Annotated in this window: 14 protein-coding genes, 1 tRNA gene and 1 riboswitch; of the genes, 6 read left to right on the top strand and 9 right to left on the bottom strand. The window is 59.4% G+C overall.

What is annotated here, in order from left to right; genetic code table 11:
* Window positions 1–24: 24 nt before the first annotated feature.
* Complete coding sequence (gene chpT / locus V1T76_RS20295) at window positions 25–669, bottom strand: histidine phosphotransferase ChpT (protein WP_330562685.1); 645 nt, start codon at window positions 667–669, stop codon at window positions 25–27.
* Between the two features lie 183 nt (window positions 670–852).
* Window positions 853–1,254 carry a YHS domain-containing (seleno)protein gene (locus V1T76_RS20300; protein ID WP_330562491.1) on the bottom strand — a complete coding sequence of 134 codons (402 nt, stop codon included), beginning with the start codon at window positions 1,252–1,254 and terminating at the stop codon, window positions 853–855.
* A gap of 207 nt (window positions 1,255–1,461) precedes the next feature.
* Here V1T76_RS20300 and V1T76_RS20305 point away from each other — a divergent pair, with 207 nt between their 5' ends.
* The 3 genes from V1T76_RS20305 (at window position 1,462) to V1T76_RS20315 (ending at window position 4,483) form a co-directional block, all read left to right on the top strand.
* Window positions 1,462–2,067 carry a DUF1134 domain-containing protein gene (locus V1T76_RS20305; RefSeq protein ID WP_330562492.1) on the top strand — a complete coding sequence of 202 codons (606 nt, stop codon included), beginning with the start codon at window positions 1,462–1,464 and terminating at the stop codon, window positions 2,065–2,067.
* Window positions 2,068–2,206: 139 nt separating this feature from the next.
* Window positions 2,207–3,553, top strand: coding sequence for a hypothetical protein (locus V1T76_RS20310; RefSeq protein ID WP_330562494.1), 1,347 nt, complete (start codon window positions 2,207–2,209; stop codon window positions 3,551–3,553).
* Between the two features lie 147 nt (window positions 3,554–3,700).
* Window positions 3,701–4,483 carry a DeoR/GlpR family DNA-binding transcription regulator gene (locus V1T76_RS20315; protein ID WP_330562495.1) on the top strand — a complete coding sequence of 261 codons (783 nt, stop codon included), beginning with the start codon at window positions 3,701–3,703 and terminating at the stop codon, window positions 4,481–4,483.
* 91 nt (window positions 4,484–4,574) lie between these two features.
* Here the strand turns inward: V1T76_RS20315 and V1T76_RS20320 are convergent.
* A tRNA-Glu gene (locus tag V1T76_RS20320) sits at window positions 4,575–4,650 on the bottom strand.
* Between the two features lie 135 nt (window positions 4,651–4,785).
* Window positions 4,786–5,142: a hypothetical protein gene (locus V1T76_RS20325; RefSeq protein ID WP_330562496.1), complete on the bottom strand. Its 357-nt coding sequence runs from the start codon at window positions 5,140–5,142 to the stop codon at window positions 4,786–4,788.
* Between V1T76_RS20325 and V1T76_RS20330 the strand changes: the two genes are divergently transcribed.
* Together V1T76_RS20330 and rpoH are read left to right on the top strand one after the other, a co-directional pair.
* A complete protein-coding gene (locus tag V1T76_RS20330; RefSeq protein ID WP_330562497.1) occupies window positions 5,141–6,166 on the top strand; it encodes an RluA family pseudouridine synthase in 1,026 nt (341 codons plus the stop codon). The two genes, V1T76_RS20325 and V1T76_RS20330, sit on opposite strands and share 2 nt — an antisense overlap.
* A gap of 177 nt (window positions 6,167–6,343) precedes the next feature.
* On the top strand, window positions 6,344–7,228 hold the full coding sequence (gene rpoH, locus V1T76_RS20335; protein WP_330562498.1) for an RNA polymerase sigma factor RpoH: 885 nt from the start codon (window positions 6,344–6,346) through the stop codon (window positions 7,226–7,228).
* Window positions 7,229–7,301: 73 nt separating this feature from the next.
* Here the strand turns inward: rpoH and V1T76_RS20340 are convergent, their stop codons facing one another.
* From V1T76_RS20340 to V1T76_RS20360, 5 genes are all read right to left on the bottom strand, one after another.
* Window positions 7,302–8,243 carry an ABC transporter substrate-binding protein gene (locus tag V1T76_RS20340; RefSeq protein WP_330562499.1) on the bottom strand — a complete coding sequence of 314 codons (942 nt, stop codon included), beginning with the start codon at window positions 8,241–8,243 and terminating at the stop codon, window positions 7,302–7,304.
* 22 nt (window positions 8,244–8,265) lie between these two features.
* On the bottom strand, window positions 8,266–9,021 hold the full coding sequence (locus V1T76_RS20345; protein WP_330562500.1) for an ABC transporter permease: 756 nt from the start codon (window positions 9,019–9,021) through the stop codon (window positions 8,266–8,268).
* A 147-nt stretch (window positions 9,022–9,168) separates the two neighbouring features.
* A riboswitch (TPP riboswitch) is annotated at window positions 9,169–9,275 on the bottom strand.
* Between the two features lie 295 nt (window positions 9,276–9,570).
* Entirely contained in the window at window positions 9,571–11,319 is a 1,749-nt protein-coding gene (locus V1T76_RS20350) for a hypothetical protein (protein ID WP_330562501.1), read from the bottom strand.
* 265 nt (window positions 11,320–11,584) lie between these two features.
* A complete protein-coding gene (locus V1T76_RS20355) occupies window positions 11,585–12,877 on the bottom strand; it encodes an adenylosuccinate synthase (protein ID WP_330562502.1) in 1,293 nt (430 codons plus the stop codon).
* Between the two features lie 282 nt (window positions 12,878–13,159).
* The gene (locus tag V1T76_RS20360) at window positions 13,160–14,428 is read right to left on the bottom strand and encodes an MFS transporter (protein ID WP_330562503.1); all 1,269 of its coding nucleotides are present in this window, start codon (window positions 14,426–14,428) and stop codon (window positions 13,160–13,162) included.
* A gap of 319 nt (window positions 14,429–14,747) precedes the next feature.
* On the opposite strand from V1T76_RS20360, the gene V1T76_RS20365 reads away from it, so the two are divergent.
* Entirely contained in the window at window positions 14,748–15,644 is an 897-nt protein-coding gene (locus tag V1T76_RS20365) for a DMT family transporter (protein WP_330562505.1), read from the top strand.
* Window positions 15,645–15,676: the final 32 nt, after the last annotated feature.

The raw sequence follows: 15,676 nt of genomic DNA on the forward strand, positions 1-15,676 counted from the left end.
GATGGAGTCTTTTGAAGGCCTTGATTATTCTGCCAAAAGGGCCGTTATTTTTACCAACTCTTCTTGTTTATCTATCGTTAATACCATGCCGCATTCGCGGGCCAGCAGCAACGTGTAGATCGGCTGCACGGAATGCGCATCGACCCGTTCCGGCTCTTCTCCGCCAAGGGTTTCCTTCATTCCGAGCGGAATGCGCGGGTTGAGACCGCTGGCCTGGAGCGTAAAAGTGGGCGATTGTGGCTCGCCTTCCATTTCAACCTTGATTTCGCCACCGCGTGGAACGCACTGGTTGGCAATAAGGATCAAATTCAGGAGTAGTTTTACGTAGTTCTTCGGCATCAGGTGCCGGGACAGTTGCCAATTTAAGTTGGATTTTTCGTTTTCCATGAACCCGGTCGCAACGACCTGAGCATCCCCAAGGTCAATTTCGGCCCCCGCGGAGCCGGCTGCCCCAAAGGCAAGACGGGCAAATTGAAGTTTTGCCGAAGCCTGTCGTGCGCTCTTGCGGATGAGATCCATGGCGAATTCGCGCATGTCCTCCGACCCTTCCTCGTCCAGCACTTCCAGACCGTTGGTTATCGCACCGACCGGAGAAATGATGTCATGGCAGACGCGACTGGCCACCAGGGCGGCAAGATCAAGAGAGGAAAGCTCTTTAAGTGCAGACATGGCGTTTTGAGGCTCTTCTTGAGGAGGCTGCGGAAACTGATTCGACATAGTGGTTGCAAGCGTTACACATCCTCGCAGCGGCTGCCAAGGCAGCCAGGGACTGCAATCCATGTCATCCAGATGAAAGTTTGCGCCGAAATCCGCCTTTTCCGGCACCCGCCTGCTGTTGAACCGCGCGCCTGTCTACCGCTGGGGCACGCAGCCGACCCGTTCGGCGTTATCGTGAGCGGCCGTCATCAACACACTGCCGTTGACGACGAACAGGAACCGGTTGACCACCGAATGAAAGAAAACCAGATGGCCATCGACAACAGCATAGATGAACGGATTGCCCGCCGTCGCAAAGCCTTCGGACAGCGCATGCGCGCCGCAACCGGCAAACAGCGGCGCGTAAGCTTCAGGATCGCGCTTGAAGGCGGCAAGATTGCCTTCATTGACGAAGATCCATTCGGTACCGCCCCATGCGAGCGTGTGCTCCCGTTTGCCCTTGCGCGGATAGCCGTCGACGAAATAACTCACCGGGTCATGTCCGCCCAAAGCGTATCCGGTGATCGGATCTGGAACGAAAACCTGGGGACGCGCCAAGGCTTTCCCCGCAAATTGAAAGGAGAGCAGGATCAATACAGCGCAAAGACATAACCTTGTCTTTTTTTGGGGCCAGCTTTCCATTGATTCGGCTTATGTAAGGTGCACCATCTCATGCGAATCAGCATGATATTGCATCAGTTTAACATTGCGGCCTGACCGGACGGCAACAATCGGCGCGGCCAAGAAACTTTGGGAGAATATCGAATGGCACAAAGTTCCCGGCGAGTTGTATCCCTGATATCGGCTGCGTTCCTGGCCTTGTGTGCATTTGCGTTTTCCAACCCGGCCCTGTCCCAGACGTCCGGAAACGAGCCCATTGCATCGGGCCAGACCTACGACCAGGACGAAATCCTGCAGGCCGGCCACCAGTTCTTCGGTTCCGTATCTGGCGGCCTTGCGTCCGTTGTCGAAAAGGCCTTCTCCAGCTACGGCGAACCCAACGGATATGTGCTGGGTGAAGAAGGCTCGGGCGCACTCATTGCAGGTGCGCGCTATGGCGAAGGCAATCTCTACACGCGCAACGCCGGAACTCACAAACTGTTCTGGCAAGGCCCGTCCGTCGGCTGGGACTTTGGCGCCGACGGTGCCCGGGTCATGATGCTTGTCTATAATCTGCCCACAGTGAACTCGATCTACACCCGCTTTGCCGGCGTCAACGGATCCGCTTACCTGGTCGGCGGCGTCGGCATGACCGTGCTGTTGAACAATGAGATCGTGCTTGTGCCGGTTCGCGCGGGCGTCGGTGCCCGGCTCGGTCTGAACATGGGCTACCTGAAGTTCACCGACAAGCCGACCTGGAACCCCTTCTGAGCCGGCTGGAAGAGCGACCATGGCAACCTGGCGACGAAGCCGGGTTGCATTCGTTCCACGTAGAACACTTGGCGGCAGTGCGACTGTCGTTTATTGATGGAGTTGTGGGCGTTTTTCAAGACGTAACCGGGAGCCGGACTTGATTGAAGCAGCGATGTATGTGGCACTGGGATTTTGCACCGCCGGCCTGATCGGACTGGCAATCCTGCCCGCATTCTATCGCAGGGCGGCCCGCCTGACCGAAGAAGCCCTGCGCGCCGTCAATCCCACCAGCTATGCCGAAGTCCGCGCCGCCCAGGATCAGGAACGCGCGCGCCATGCCGTCGAATTGCGCCGGGTCGAGAAGCGTCTCGACAGTGAGCGCGAGAAAGCTGCCAGATTTCAGCTCGAAACCACGCGGATGCGGGCTGAAGTCGAAGCGCTGAAAAAATCTCACCAGGACACAGTGTCCAACCTGGAAGCCAAGCTTGCCGCCCAGGTGAGCGACCAGCACGCCGTCGACATGCTGTCGTCTGAAGTGACCAACCTGAAAAAGAAGCTGTCGGAAGCCGAACAGGCTCTTGCGGAAAGCTGGACAAAGTCTTCCGAAGACAAGCCGGACACCAAACCCGCCGACACCGAAGAAGATGACGGCGGCTGGCTGCCTGCCTCCGGCACCATGGCGCTTGCCACCATCACCGGGCTTGAGGCGGAAGTGGCCACGCTCAAGGCCAAACTGGCGCGCTATGAGCCCACAGTCGCGGGCCAGATGGATGCAGCCCGCAGCGAAACCGCCAAGACCAGGCTTGCCGAACTGGAAGCCCAACTGGTCGATACGGAATCCAATTATGTATCCGCCCAGGCGGAAGTCACCCGCCTGTCGCTGATGCTGGATGCCGCCAGGTTCCCTGAAAGCGAGCGTCAGAAGCATCTTGATGCCAAGCTGGAGAAGCTTTCCGGCGATGCTACCCGCTATCAGGCGGACGCCGCCGAAAAGGATCGTGCCCTACGGCGTATCACCGCGCAGATGGCGAAACTGCAAAAAGACCTGGCGTCGGTTCCTGCCCTTATGGATCTGCGCCGCGACTTCCGAGCGCTCGCAGAAAAGCTGACCGGTCAGGAGACCCCGGATCTGACGCCTTCCGGAACAACCGCTTCTGCAATGCCGAAAGCGCCCCTCGCCCCGCGCAGCGCATCTGTTGCTGCGGAGGCCGTTGTGTCCGGTTCGGCCGACACTGCTCCGTCAGGCGGAAACAGGCCAAAGGCTTCGTCCGCAGAAGCTCCTGCGTCGAAAGAGGCAAGGGATGAAGAGCAGGCTCCGGGTCAGGCCCAGTCCAAGTCCGCAAATATCGCCAACGCCGCCGAGGCTCTGGTGAGCAGGATCGTCGCCTCCAACCGGATCAAGTCCAAACCGGAAGAGGAAACCAGGTCGGCAGGCGCCGGAGCCGCACAAGACAGCGACCGGAAAACGAAAGCCGCGAAACAAAAAAAGAAAGATGTGGCTTGATCTGACCGGTCCGCTCCGGTCATCTAGTCTTATGGACACTCATCTGAAAATCCAGTGAAGCTGACCTGCTGATCCCCCTTTCCTGCGTTTGCAGCCTGCTGACGCAGGGTGGCCCAGCCGTTTTTCACTCAATCGAGCCTGCGGTACATGTTGATCGAACGCCACAACGCCATTCTGGAACTCGCCCGGCAAATGGGCCGCGTCAGCGTCGACGATCTCGCCCGACGCTTCGACGTCAGTCCGCAGACCATCCGCAAGGACCTGAACGAGCTGTGCGACCGGCGCCTGCTGGCACGCACACATGGCGGAGCCCTGCTGTCGTCCGGCATCGAGAACGTCGGCTATGAGGCGCGCAGGATCATCTCCAGCCGGGAAAAAGCGGACATTGGCGAGAAGGTCGCCTCCCTCATCCCCGACAACGCGTCGATCTTCATCAACATCGGCACCACCACTGAAGCCGTTGCGCAGGCGCTGCTGCAGCATCGCGGCCTGATGGTGATCACTAACAACATCAACGTTGCCAGCCTGATGCGCGGCTATTCGCAGATCGAGGTGGTTATCGCCGGCGGAGTGCTGCGCCACTCCGACGGTGGCATCGTCGGCGAGGCGGCGGTCGATTTCATGCGTCAGTTCAAGGTGGATTTCGCGGTCATCGGTGCTTCTGCAATCGACCCGGACGGCTCGCTTCTCGACTATGACTATCGGGAAGTGAAGGTCACCAAGACCATCATGGACAATGCCCGGCACGTCATTCTGGCGGCCGACAGCACCAAGTTCGAGCGCACCGCCCCGGTTCGTGTCGGGCATCTGCGCCAGGTCAGCACCTTTGTGACCGATTATTGCCCCTCACCGGACTTCGCACAGATTGCGCAGGAGGCCGAGGTCGAACTGATCGAGACCGGACAACAGGAAGACACCACCAGCAGCTGATCAGCCTTCGGGGCGTGCAAAACCTGTGCACAAATGGGTGGAGAACCCTGTGTGCAAGGTGTGAATATGCTGTTCGTGCCTTGGGGAAAAATGGCACGCCCAACGGGACTCGAACCCGTGTTTCCGCCGTGAAAGGGCGGCGTCCTAGACCGCTAGACGATGGGCGCGCGGGGCTTGAGAAGCTCACTGCCTCAAGCCGAGGACCGTGCGTATAAGGCTGCATTGGAAAAGACGCAAGCCCTAATTTTCATTTTTTTGTCACATGCCTGTTCATAACCCGGCCGCTCAGGCTCGACGCTGCGTCAGCGCGCGACAAAATCCGTACGGCCCAATTGTTTTCCCGTGACAGGATCGAAGCGCAGCAAGGCGGTCTTGCTGCCTTCGCGCACCAGAACCATCAGCAGACCATCGGAGATGTTTGCCTGCAGTATCTCCGCGTCAGCACCAACTGCCACCGTCGCGGCATATTGATCGGCGGAAACATCGGTCGTATTGGAGTTGATCTTGTAGAGAATTGCTGCAAAGACAGCGATAAAGCCGGCGATCATGACGAGGGACGAGCCGAGCAGCAGACGCTTCAGCTTGGCCTGGATGCGTTCGGCCGCAGGATCAAGCGGCTTTTCACCCGGCCCCTCATCCCGATAATCAGGTTGTGACATGACAGACAATTCCCTCGAGTATCCGGCCGGTCTGGACCAGGATTTCAGTTTAACAGTTGATGCAGCCGATGCCGGGAAACGGCTGGATGCGGTGCTGGCGGCTCATCTGGAAGCCCTTAGCCGCAACAGGATCCAGTCCCTGATCAAGTCCGGGGACGTCACCGTCGGCGGCGCGAAAATAGTGGAGCCGAAATACCGGGTCAATGAAGGCGATGCCCTGACCCTCACTTTGCCGCAGGCCGAGGACCCCGAGCCCAAGGGTGAGGATATCCCCGTCACGGTCGTCTTTGAGGACGAACACCTCATCGTCGTGGACAAACCGGCCGGTCTTGTCGTGCATCCGGGTGCAGGCAACTGGACAGGCACACTCGTCAATGCGTTGATCCACCACTGTGGCGACAGCCTTTCGGGCATCGGCGGCGTCAAACGTCCGGGCATCGTCCACCGGATCGACAAGGATACGTCCGGATTGCTGGTCGTCGCCAAAACCGACCAGGCGCACAAGGGCCTGGCCGCCCAGTTCGCCGACCACGGCCGCACAGGTCCGCTGGAACGCGCCTATTCCGCTCTGGTCTGGGGCGCACCCTCCGGCCTGAAGGGCACGATCAATGCCAATCTGGCCCGGTCGCAGGCCAACCGGCAGAAGATCGCGGTCGTCAAGACCTCTGGCCGCCACGCCATTACCCACTGGCAGGTGAAGGAGCGCTTCGGCAATGCCGAGCAGCCCGCCCTCGCCTCGTTGCTGGAGTGCCGCCTTGAAACCGGCCGTACCCACCAGATCCGCGTTCACATGGCCCACATCGGCCACCCGCTGATCGGAGACGACGATTACGGGTCGGGTTTCAAGACCAAGGCCAACCGTCTGGAAGAGCCGCTCAAGAGCCTCGTGAACGGTTTTCACCGCCAGGCGCTGCATGCCGGCCTGTTGGCTTTCGAGCACCCCGTAAACGGTAAAACCTTGCGCTTTGAGAGCCCTTACCCGGCCGATTTCGCAAAACTTTTGTCCGGATTACAAAAATTTTAGGATTCGTTTTCGTTTTCTGACCATGCATTCGCCGAATTTCGACCTATATTAGGCTATCTTGTGTGCCTGTACGGACACGATTGTGCGTCCGACTTCCCTCCCAAATGGCTTGCTTGCGTATCACTGCGGGGCAGCGGGAGGAAGGCGACGCAAACTTGACGAAAGGGGGTGCATGATATGGCCCAAAACGTTCCGACGCTTACAGCAGGGGAAGGCGGCCTCAGCCGATACCTGGACGAGATCCGCAAGTTTCCGATGCTTCAGCCGCAGGAAGAGTACATGCTCGCCAAGCGCTACAAAGAGCATGAGGATCCTGAAGCAGCCGAACGCCTGGTCAATTCCCATCTACGCCTCGTCGCCAAGATTGCCATGGGTTACCGCGGCTATGGCCTGCCGATCGGAGAAGTCGTCTCCGAAGGCAATGTCGGCCTGATGCAAGCGGTCAAGCGCTTTGAACCGGACAAGGGTTTCCGGCTCGCGACCTATGCCATGTGGTGGATCAAGGCAGCTATTCAGGAATACATCCTGCGCTCATGGTCTCTCGTTAAAATGGGGACCACGGCCAACCAGAAACGCCTGTTCTTCAACCTGCGTCGCCTCAAGGGCAAGATCCAGGCGCTGGACGAAGGCGATCTGAAGCCGCACCAGGTATCGGAAATCGCTACCAAACTCGGAGTGTCCGAGGAGGAAGTGGTATCCATGAACCGCCGTCTGGGTGGTGATGCCAGCCTGAACGCGCCTGTGCGCGCGGAAGCAGACGCGGGCGAGTGGCAGGACTGGCTTGTTGATGAAAGCGAGAGCCAGGAAACCCTGCTTGCCAACCAGGAAGAGCTGGACATGCGTCGCAAGATGCTGAACGACGCCATGGACGTGCTCAACGAACGCGAGCGGCGCATCTTCGAAGCGCGCCGCCTGTCGGAAGATCCGATGACGCTGGAAGACCTTTCCGGTGAATTTGGTGTCAGCCGTGAACGCGTTCGCCAGATCGAGGTCCGCGCCTTCGAGAAGGTTCAGAAGGCCGTGCGCAACAGCGCCCGCACCATGGACCAGCCTGCCGCCTGAGCCAGGTAACCTAGAAAACAAACAAGCGCCGGAGCCAACCTCCGGCGCTTTTCTTTTACGTGAACTGATTGGATTAGCGGATCTCGGCTGTATAGCTTTCCACCGGCACGACTTTGCTGATCAGGCCAGCTTCGGCCATGAACTCGGCAAAACGCTGATAGCGGCCTGCGTCGAGTGCCGCCGGGCGCTTGGCGAAGCGCGGCAGCGTGTCGAACCAGGCCCGTCTGTTCAGCTCGTCGTTGAGGTTCGGATATGCCTCTATGAACGCATTCCAGGATTCTTCCGGATGATTGCTCAGATAGATCGTGGCCGCTTCCACAGCCGCGAGGAACTTCGCGAAGCGCGGATCGTCGGTCTCGTCCTTGTTCACGACATAGATCAGCTCATCAAAGATCGGCACGCCGTTTTCTTCCGGAAAGAAGGCCTTGCCCGGTTTGCCTTCGATTTCGAGCTGGGTCAGCTCGAAATTGCGATAGCCGCCGATCACCGCATCCACCTGGCCGGCAAGCAAAGAACCCGACAGCGCGAAATTGACGTTGACCAGTTCCACGTCATCAATGGTCAATCCCGCCGATTGCAGCATCTGGCCCAGCATCGCATCCTCGAACCCGGACACGGAAAAACCGATGCTCTTGCCCTTCAGGTCCTTCAGCTCCTGAATTGGACCATCCTTGAGCACGATGAGCGAATTGAGCGGCGTTTCCACCAGTGTCCCGATCCATTTCAGCGGCAGCTCCTCGTCTATCTGCGCGTGAAGCGTCGGTTGATAGGAGACCGCAATATCGCCCTGCCCGGCAGCGACCAGCTTCGGCGGCATTGCAGGATCTGCAGGCTCGATGATCTCAACGTCCAGACCTTCCGCTTCGAAGAAGCCTTTTGTCTGAGCGGTAACCAGCGGCGCGTGATCCGGATTTACGAACCAGTCGAGCAGCAAGGTCAGTTTTTCACCGGCCTGCGCCGGGCCCGACGCCAGCAAGCCGGCCGCGAGAACAAGAGACAGGAATTGTTTTTTCATGAGGTCCTCCGTTGAGCGGCAGCTAGCTGAGCGTCTGCCAGGGAACAAGAAGTCGGGTGAGATGGTTCACGGCAAAACGCATGATCAGCACCATGGCTGCCAGAAGGATCAGGGCAGCGAACATCATGTCCGCCTGCATCCGGTTGCTGCTTTGAAGCATTATGAAGGCAAGGCCGCCCTTCGCCCCGGCCCACTCACCGATGATCGCCCCCATGGGCGCGAACACAGCAGCAACCCGCAAACCGGAGGCAAATGCCGGCAAGCCCGACGGCAGACGGAAGAACCAGAGTTCCTTCAAACGAGACAGCCGATAAAGCCGGGCAAGGTCGTGCAGACCCGGATCCAGCCGCTGCAGGCCGTCGAAAAATGTCGACGTGACCGTGAAGAAGATGACCAGGATGACAACGACGATCTTGGACGCCAGCCCGAACCCCAGCCAGAGCACGAGGATCGGCGCGATGGCAAAGACAGGCAGGGCCTGCGTGACCAGAATGGGGGGCATGGCCAGCCTTGCAGCAACCGGAAACAGCCACAAGAGAATGGAAAGCAGCGCCCCGGCTGCAGCTCCAAGCACAAAACCGAGCACCGTCTCATAGGCGGTGATACCGGCATGATGCAGCAGAAAGCCGGCGTGTTTGGCGAAAGCTGCAAACACCCGGTCCGGACCCGGCAGAATGTAGTGCTGGGTGTCGAAGATATGGACAATGGCCGCCCAGATCGCGACGGTCAGCAGCAGGCCGAACACCGTCCGGCCGACAGCTTTCAGGAAAACCATCATCCGGCCACCTTGGTCACCACAGGCTGACAGGCCGGTTCAAGCGCCGATACCGGCAGTCGGATGTGCAGCCAGGGCTGCGGTCGCAGACAGATACGCATAGGATCTCCCGTCTTCGGACAAGCCGAAAATGACAATGGAGATCCGGGAATAGGCTAAGGATTCCGTCCCTTCGCCGGCATGACCCGGATCAGGTTCTAAGGGTTCGGCATCACGCCATCTCAGCTCCGGTAACCGGAACACCCCTCGGACCAAGTCGGAACATGCCTTGTGTCAGGAAAAAAGGCAAGCGGCTGCGGAACGGTTTTTAGGCAGGTTCCAAGGGCTTACCTCGCCCAGCCGGACACACCTCAACGTGCACCCAAGACCAGAACCACCAGATCATCGCCCTTGCACGCAGAGATAAGCTTATGAAAAAATTGAGATTTTCAGAACCAGATCCCAGCTCGCAGGTCACCCCGCGCGGATGACGTTGGAACGGGCATCCACGGAAAAAAGCCAGAAGCCGCTGTGAAGCGGCTTCTTCCAATTCTCAAAGCAGGAGACGATTGCTTAGCCGGCTTGCCAGGAGGTAATTGCCTTTTCAACAGCATCCGCACCGGCCGTTCCCTTCTCAAGGGTCAGGATGCCGCGCTTGCCGTTTTCATACAGCATCGGAATGTCGATCCAGCCGCGTTCACGCAGCAGGGCCAGATTGCGTTGCTGCTCGTTCGGCAGGCTGGACAGGGCGATCCAGAAAAAGCCTGGAGACACCTTCACCGAAGCGCCGATCAGCGCATCGCCGCGGGCCTCTTCAGTCGGCTTCATGACGAGACCCGGAACATTGACGACATCGCCCGGAGCGAAGTTTTCCGGAAACTCGTATTTGATCTCGACAAGATGGCTGGCTGGCAGGGAGGTGTCGTCATTCGGCTTGATGCGAATGTCGACTTTCACATCCCGCTCGGGGATTTCGACCGATGCACTCAGAACCGCCAGAGCCTTGCCATCGAGATTGGTTTCTTCCTCGACGCTCCAGACAACGGCACCTTGTGCCGCAGTGCCGGCGCCACCGGACTCTTCACCCTCTTCATAAAGAATCGAGCGCTGCACGGAAGAATCAGCCGCCGAAGCAGACGGAGCAGGCGCACTGTCATCCGGCGAGATAGCCGACAGGTTGTCTTCCGGCACCGCGACCGGGTTTTCTGTTATCGCAGGCGCCTGATCGTTGTCGGTGCTCGTCACGATGGAAGGCTGTGAAGGCTCGGGCGCAGTGTCTGCCGGGGTATCGGCCTCAGAGCTATCGGCCTGCCCGGTAATGGTTGTTGTGGTCACCGTACGAGCATCAGGCGCAACCACATCCGTTTCGCCTTCATTCAGCAAACGGTCGGTGTTCTTCGACGGTTCATCGCCTTCTCCGGCAGCAGTCGAAACCGGCGGCTCCGTGTTGGTGACAGGTTCGCTGTCCGAAACTGTTGGGGAAGACGATGTGGCAGGTACGTTGCCATTATCGGCGCTCTGATCACCTGCGGGCATCAGGAAATAGGCCCCTGCTCCCAGAAGGACCAGCACCAGCAATGCGGCGGCAATCGCAATAGGAACGGTGCGGCTGCCGGACGTATCCCCACGCAGCGCATCCGACGCCTTCGGCTTCGACCGTTTGTCGCGGTTTTTCTTCGGCGCCGGCTCTTCCTTGGGCTTGCGTGCCTCATCGCCGTGATACGGCTGATCGACGGAAACGGATGCAGCGGCACCGTTCGTCGGTTCGAACAGGCTGTCATCCGCCGGTTCTGCCTGTGCCGGCCCACCGAACGAGGGTTCCTGACGCACAGGTGCCGCGCTCGGATCGGAAGCTTCCTTGGCGTTGTGGACAGCCTGGCTGGCCGCCGTGCCAAGTGCTTCGGCCTGCGACAGGGTTTCTTTCAGCGGCGAAGGATCAGGTGTTTCCACTGCTGGAGTGGGAGCTGCTTCCGGCTCCTGCGGGGCAGGCACATCCGGCGCCGCCTCCGCGACCGGCTCAGCCTGCGGCGGCGTCACGGGTGGCGCGGAAACCTGCGGCGCGGGGGCTGGCGCCTCAACCTTCGGAACCGTCGGGCTCAGGCCCAGGCTCTCGCGCGCGGCCTCAGCTTCCACCTTGCGGATGGCTTCTTCAAGACGCAACTGCTCAGCCGTGATTTCGGACGGCGCTAACGGCGGTTCATAGGCTTTGAGCTGATTGACGATGGCATTGCGCGCACGGCTGTAAACGCTTCTGCGTGCGGCACCATTGTTTTCAGGTAAAGACGCGATCGTTTTCTTCAGAATCGAATAGTAATCAGCCATCTTCCTGCCTACCGGCCGACTGCAAGGATCTGTTGTGCGGGCCCGAGATTTCGTATCATTCTCAGGCTTATAGCAAGTTTTTCGAAAACAGGTGCTATTTCTTCAATATCTCGCCGCGACAGAAACCCTCGCAGTACCCTTTTTCCTAACACAGATTTGTCTCTTCGGCACACACATGGAACGCCGAAAACGAAGGGCGGTTGCATGCAGTGATTCGCAGCACGCAACCTAAGTCCTTAATAATGTGCTTTTAACGTCACATATCTCAATCCTGGAAGGGATTCTGCACAAGAATTGTGTCGTCCCGTTCCGGACTTGTCGACAGAAGAGCCACCGGAGCACCGATCAGTTCTTCGACATGACGCACATATTTGATCGCCTGAGCCGGCAGCTCGGCCCACGTCCGGGCCCCTTCGGTCGATTCTTTCCAGCCCGGCAGGCTTTCGTAAATCGGCTTCACCCGCTCCTGCGCCCCCTGCGAGGCCGGCAGATAGTCGATCCGCTCGCCATCCAGCTCATAGCCGATACAGATCTTGATTTCGTCGAGGCCGTCCAGCACGTCCAGCTTGGTCAGCGCGATCCCGGTGATACCGGATGTGCACACGGTCTGGCGCACCAGAACCGCATCAAACCAGCCGCAGCGGCGGCGGCGGCCGGTCACGGTACCGAATTCATGACCGCGCGTGCCCAGGAACTCGCCGACCTCATCCTTAAGTTCGGTCGGGAACGGACCTTCGCCCACACGGGTGGTGTAGGCCTTGGTGATGCCGAGCACGTAATTGATCGAATTCGGGCCGAGGCCGCTGCCTGCCGCGGCCTGGCCGGCGACGGTGTTGGACGAGGTCACGAATGGATAGGTGCCGTGGTCGATATCCAGAAGCGCACCCTGAGCGCCCTCGAACAGGATCCGCTTGCCCTGGCGGCGCTGCTCGTCCAGCAGATACCAGACCTTATCCATGTAAGGCAGCACCTTGTCGGCGATGCTCGCAAGTTCGTCGTAGATCGCCTGAGCGGAAATCTCGTCCTGACCAAGACCCCGGCGCAGCGCATTGTGGTGCGTCAGCAAGCGGTCGATCTTGGCAGGAAGGGTCGCAAGGTTCTTCAGGTCCATCAGGCGGATGGCGCGGCGGCCAACCTTGTCTTCATAGGCCGGGCCGATACCGCGCTTGGTGGTGCCGATGCGCGTACCGGTGTTGGAATTCTCGCGCAGGGCATCGAGTTCGCGGTGGAGCGACAGAATCAGCGTCACGTTTTCGGCAACGCGCAGAGATTCGGGTGTCACGACGACACCCTGATTGCTTAGGCGCTCGACTTCCTCAGCAAGGGCGTGCGGATCCAGCACGACGCCGTTACCGATCACCGAAAGCTTCCCTTCACGTGCAACCCCGGACGGCAGGAGAGACAGCTTGTAGCTGACACCATCGATGACAAGGGTATGACCGGCATTGTGCCCGCCCTGGAACCTTACGATGACATCGGCCTGTTCCGACAACCAGTCGACAATCTTGCCTTTGCCTTCGTCACCCCATTGCGAACCGACAACAACCACATTCGCCATCTAGACTTTGCTCTCCTGAAGCAGCTTCCGCACTCTCCGAAACATGTCCGGGATGCCAACACGACAAGCCCCGGCAACCGGACCGGGGCAAACGGCGCGGACTATAGACAGGTTTCCCTGCTCATGCGAGTCTCCGCACGGAGATTGCGAGCCAAAAGCAAGTTTTTTTGCCAGCTCTCCTGAACGGCCTGCTCACCCTTGTGACAATTGACCGCTCACATCGCACCCATATCGGACATTTCCCGGATTAGATCGCATTTGCGGCAATGTCGCGACGGCAGTTTATTTTGCCGGCGGCTCGCCTGCTTCCCGTTTGTCGTGACGGGCAAGCCTGAAGATCATCGGCGACGTGCGCAGCAGCCAGACGAAGCGATGGCGCCTGTTTGCCGGGACAGCATCCCGGCTCATGATACGCGCGAAGACGAACACGACCAGCGACAGGTGCAATGTGGCGGTATAGAGGAAAAAGGCCGAGGCGCCGAATTGCTCCATCACCAGAGACGCGATGAACGGCCCGACCATCGCGCCCACGCCATAGGCTAGCGTAAGTCCCGCCACCACGTCGATAAACTGCCCAGACTCTGCGTTGTCATTGGCATGGGCCGCACACAGGGAATAAAGCGGCAGGGCAAATCCGCCAAACAGAAAGACACCGGCGAAAAGCTCCAGACGGGTCGACGATCCGGAAATGAAAAGACAGGCCAGCCCGGCGCCAACCGTGAAGACCCCGAGCACGATACGCCGATCCAGTCGGTCGGACAGCCAGCCGGCCGGATACTGGAAGATGGCTCCGGCAAAGACCCAGATCGCGACAAATGCGGCAACCGTTTCCAGCCCCAGCCCCACACCTTCCGCGTAAACGGGGCCAACCATTCGGAAGGCGCCGTTGGTAAGGCCGATGGTGAAAACGGCAACAAGGGCAACCGGCGACACCCGCCACAACATCAGCGGATCGAAGAAACGCGCTGGCGGTGCCGCGGGATTCTGCTCGCTTGTCAGGGAAATCGGCACCAGAGCAAAGCAGAACAGGATGGCCAGCACGATCAGAATATCCGGTCCCAGCGGCCCGAAGGCCGGCAACATGAACTGGCTGCCCATCACTGCGATCATGTCGACAATCCGGTAGACGGAGAGGATCCGCCCCCGGGAGGCATTGGTGGCAATGGAATTGAGCCAGCTTTCCAGAACCATGGTGGTACCGCAGAACGCCGCCCCGCTGACCAGGCGTACCACCATCCACAGCCATCCGGCCGGAGTGAAGGCTATCGCCAGAATGGCTATGGCACTGATGGCCGCCAGTGTGGAAAAGACCCGAATGTGCCCTGCCCGGGCGATCAGAAACGGCGTCAGCAGCACGCCGACAATCATGCCGCCGAAATAACACGAGCCGAGCAGCCCGATCAGTGCATCGGACATGCCTTCCGACTTGGCCCGAACGGAGATCATGGTGACGGAAAGCCCGTTCGCGCCCAGAAGGCAGGCGGCAGCAACCAGCAACGGTGTCAATCGTCCGGCAAGCGATCTCGTGCCTGCCGCGGCAACCTGGGTCATGAATGAAGAACTCTTGCGAGCAGCCGAAGAAAACGCGGCTGGAACACTGTTGCCGGACTGGAACAGCGGCGCAAGTCCGGGACGGACGCTTTTGCAGACAAAACAGACAGTTCGGCCTGAATTGTTTGTCGGGCGATCCAAAACGGGGCCCTGTTCCGAGAGACCTGCCTCCGGTCAGGCAAACGGACCAACCCGCAAGGCACGTTTCGACGAGCCTCGGTCCTTGAAGCAAGGCAGCAATCCGGGCGCTCGCGTTTCGGGTGTTCTTCAGACCGGCGAACTGGTACCTGAAAAACATCTCTCAAACGGAGGCTGTAAATTGCCCCTTCGAAACTGGATCATGCTGACCGTGCTTGGCGCCATCTGGGGCGGCTCCTTTTTGTTTGCAAAGGTGGCCGTTGCGGAAATCCCGCCCTTCGTTCTTGTCTTCCTGCGGGTTTCCATCGCCTGTGCCGTCCTGCTGATCATCCTCTGGCATCGTGGCATGTTGAGCCGGCTGGAGAAAAAATACGCCTTGTCGTTTCTGGTCATGGGCCTGTTGAACAACGCCATCCCCTTCTCGCTCCTGTTTCTTGGTCAGACCGCAATCGGTGCCGGTCTCGCGTCGATCCTGAATGCAACGACACCCGTCTTCACCGTTGTCGTTGCCAGCCTGCTGACCAAACAGGAAACATTACAGGGCAACAGGATTGCCGGCGTGGTGCTGGGTGTGGCGGGTGTTGCCCTCATGTTGTGGAGCAGCCTGTCGGGCCTTGCCAGCGACCCCTTGTGGGCACAGCTCTGTTGCCTGGGTGCGGCCATCTCCTACGCCTGCGCGGCAACCTTCGCCCGCCGGTTCAAATCATTGCCGCCGCAAGTCTCGGCAACGGGACAGTTGATCGGCTCCAGCACGCTCATGCTGCCGGTTGCGCTTCTGACGGCGGGGGACTGGTCCATCGCCGATCCCGGCCTGACTGCCTGGTTCAACGTGCTCGCGCTCGGCGTCCTGGCGACCGCCCTTGCCTATCTGATCTACTTCCAGATTCTGGCTGAAGCCGGGGCAACAAATGCGTCGCTGGTCACGCTTCTCGTGCCGGCAAGCGCGCTGTTCTTCGGCTGGCTGATCCTGGGAGAAAATCTCGGGGTAACGCAGCTCGGCGGCTTTGCCGTGTTGCTGGCAGGTCTTGTCGTCCTGGACGGACGCATTCTGAAACGGCTCCGCGCACCGGCAGTGTGACCAATCGCGAAAAAAGGAGCCTTCTGCAAAAG

It is taken from the genome of Roseibium sp. FZY0029, assembly GCF_036350355.1.
In the GTDB taxonomy this organism is placed as follows: Bacteria; Pseudomonadota; Alphaproteobacteria; order Rhizobiales; family Stappiaceae; genus Roseibium.

What these genes read in the sequence shown, in the direction of transcription:
- V1T76_RS20325 (WP_330562496.1), bottom strand. Translation starts at nt 5,142, where the DNA reads ATGTCACAACCTGATTATCGGGATGAGGGGCCGGGTGAAAAGCCGCTT.
- rpoH (WP_330562498.1), top strand. Translation starts at nt 6,344, where the DNA reads ATGGCCCAAAACGTTCCGACGCTTACAGCAGGGGAAGGCGGCCTCAGC.
- V1T76_RS20360 (WP_330562503.1), bottom strand. Translation starts at nt 14,428, where the DNA reads ATGACCCAGGTTGCCGCGGCAGGCACGAGATCGCTTGCCGGACGATTG.
- V1T76_RS20340 (WP_330562499.1), bottom strand. Translation starts at nt 8,243, where the DNA reads ATGAAAAAACAATTCCTGTCTCTTGTTCTCGCGGCCGGCTTGCTGGCG.
- V1T76_RS20350 (WP_330562501.1), bottom strand. Translation starts at nt 11,319, where the DNA reads ATGGCTGATTACTATTCGATTCTGAAGAAAACGATCGCGTCTTTACCT.
- chpT (WP_330562685.1), bottom strand. Translation starts at nt 669, where the DNA reads ATGTCTGCACTTAAAGAGCTTTCCTCTCTTGATCTTGCCGCCCTGGTG.
- V1T76_RS20345 (WP_330562500.1), bottom strand. Translation starts at nt 9,021, where the DNA reads ATGATGGTTTTCCTGAAAGCTGTCGGCCGGACGGTGTTCGGCCTGCTG.
- V1T76_RS20315 (WP_330562495.1), top strand. Translation starts at nt 3,701, where the DNA reads ATGTTGATCGAACGCCACAACGCCATTCTGGAACTCGCCCGGCAAATG.
- V1T76_RS20355 (WP_330562502.1), bottom strand. Translation starts at nt 12,877, where the DNA reads ATGGCGAATGTGGTTGTTGTCGGTTCGCAATGGGGTGACGAAGGCAAA.
- V1T76_RS20305 (WP_330562492.1), top strand. Translation starts at nt 1,462, where the DNA reads ATGGCACAAAGTTCCCGGCGAGTTGTATCCCTGATATCGGCTGCGTTC.
- V1T76_RS20330 (WP_330562497.1), top strand. Translation starts at nt 5,141, where the DNA reads ATGACAGACAATTCCCTCGAGTATCCGGCCGGTCTGGACCAGGATTTC.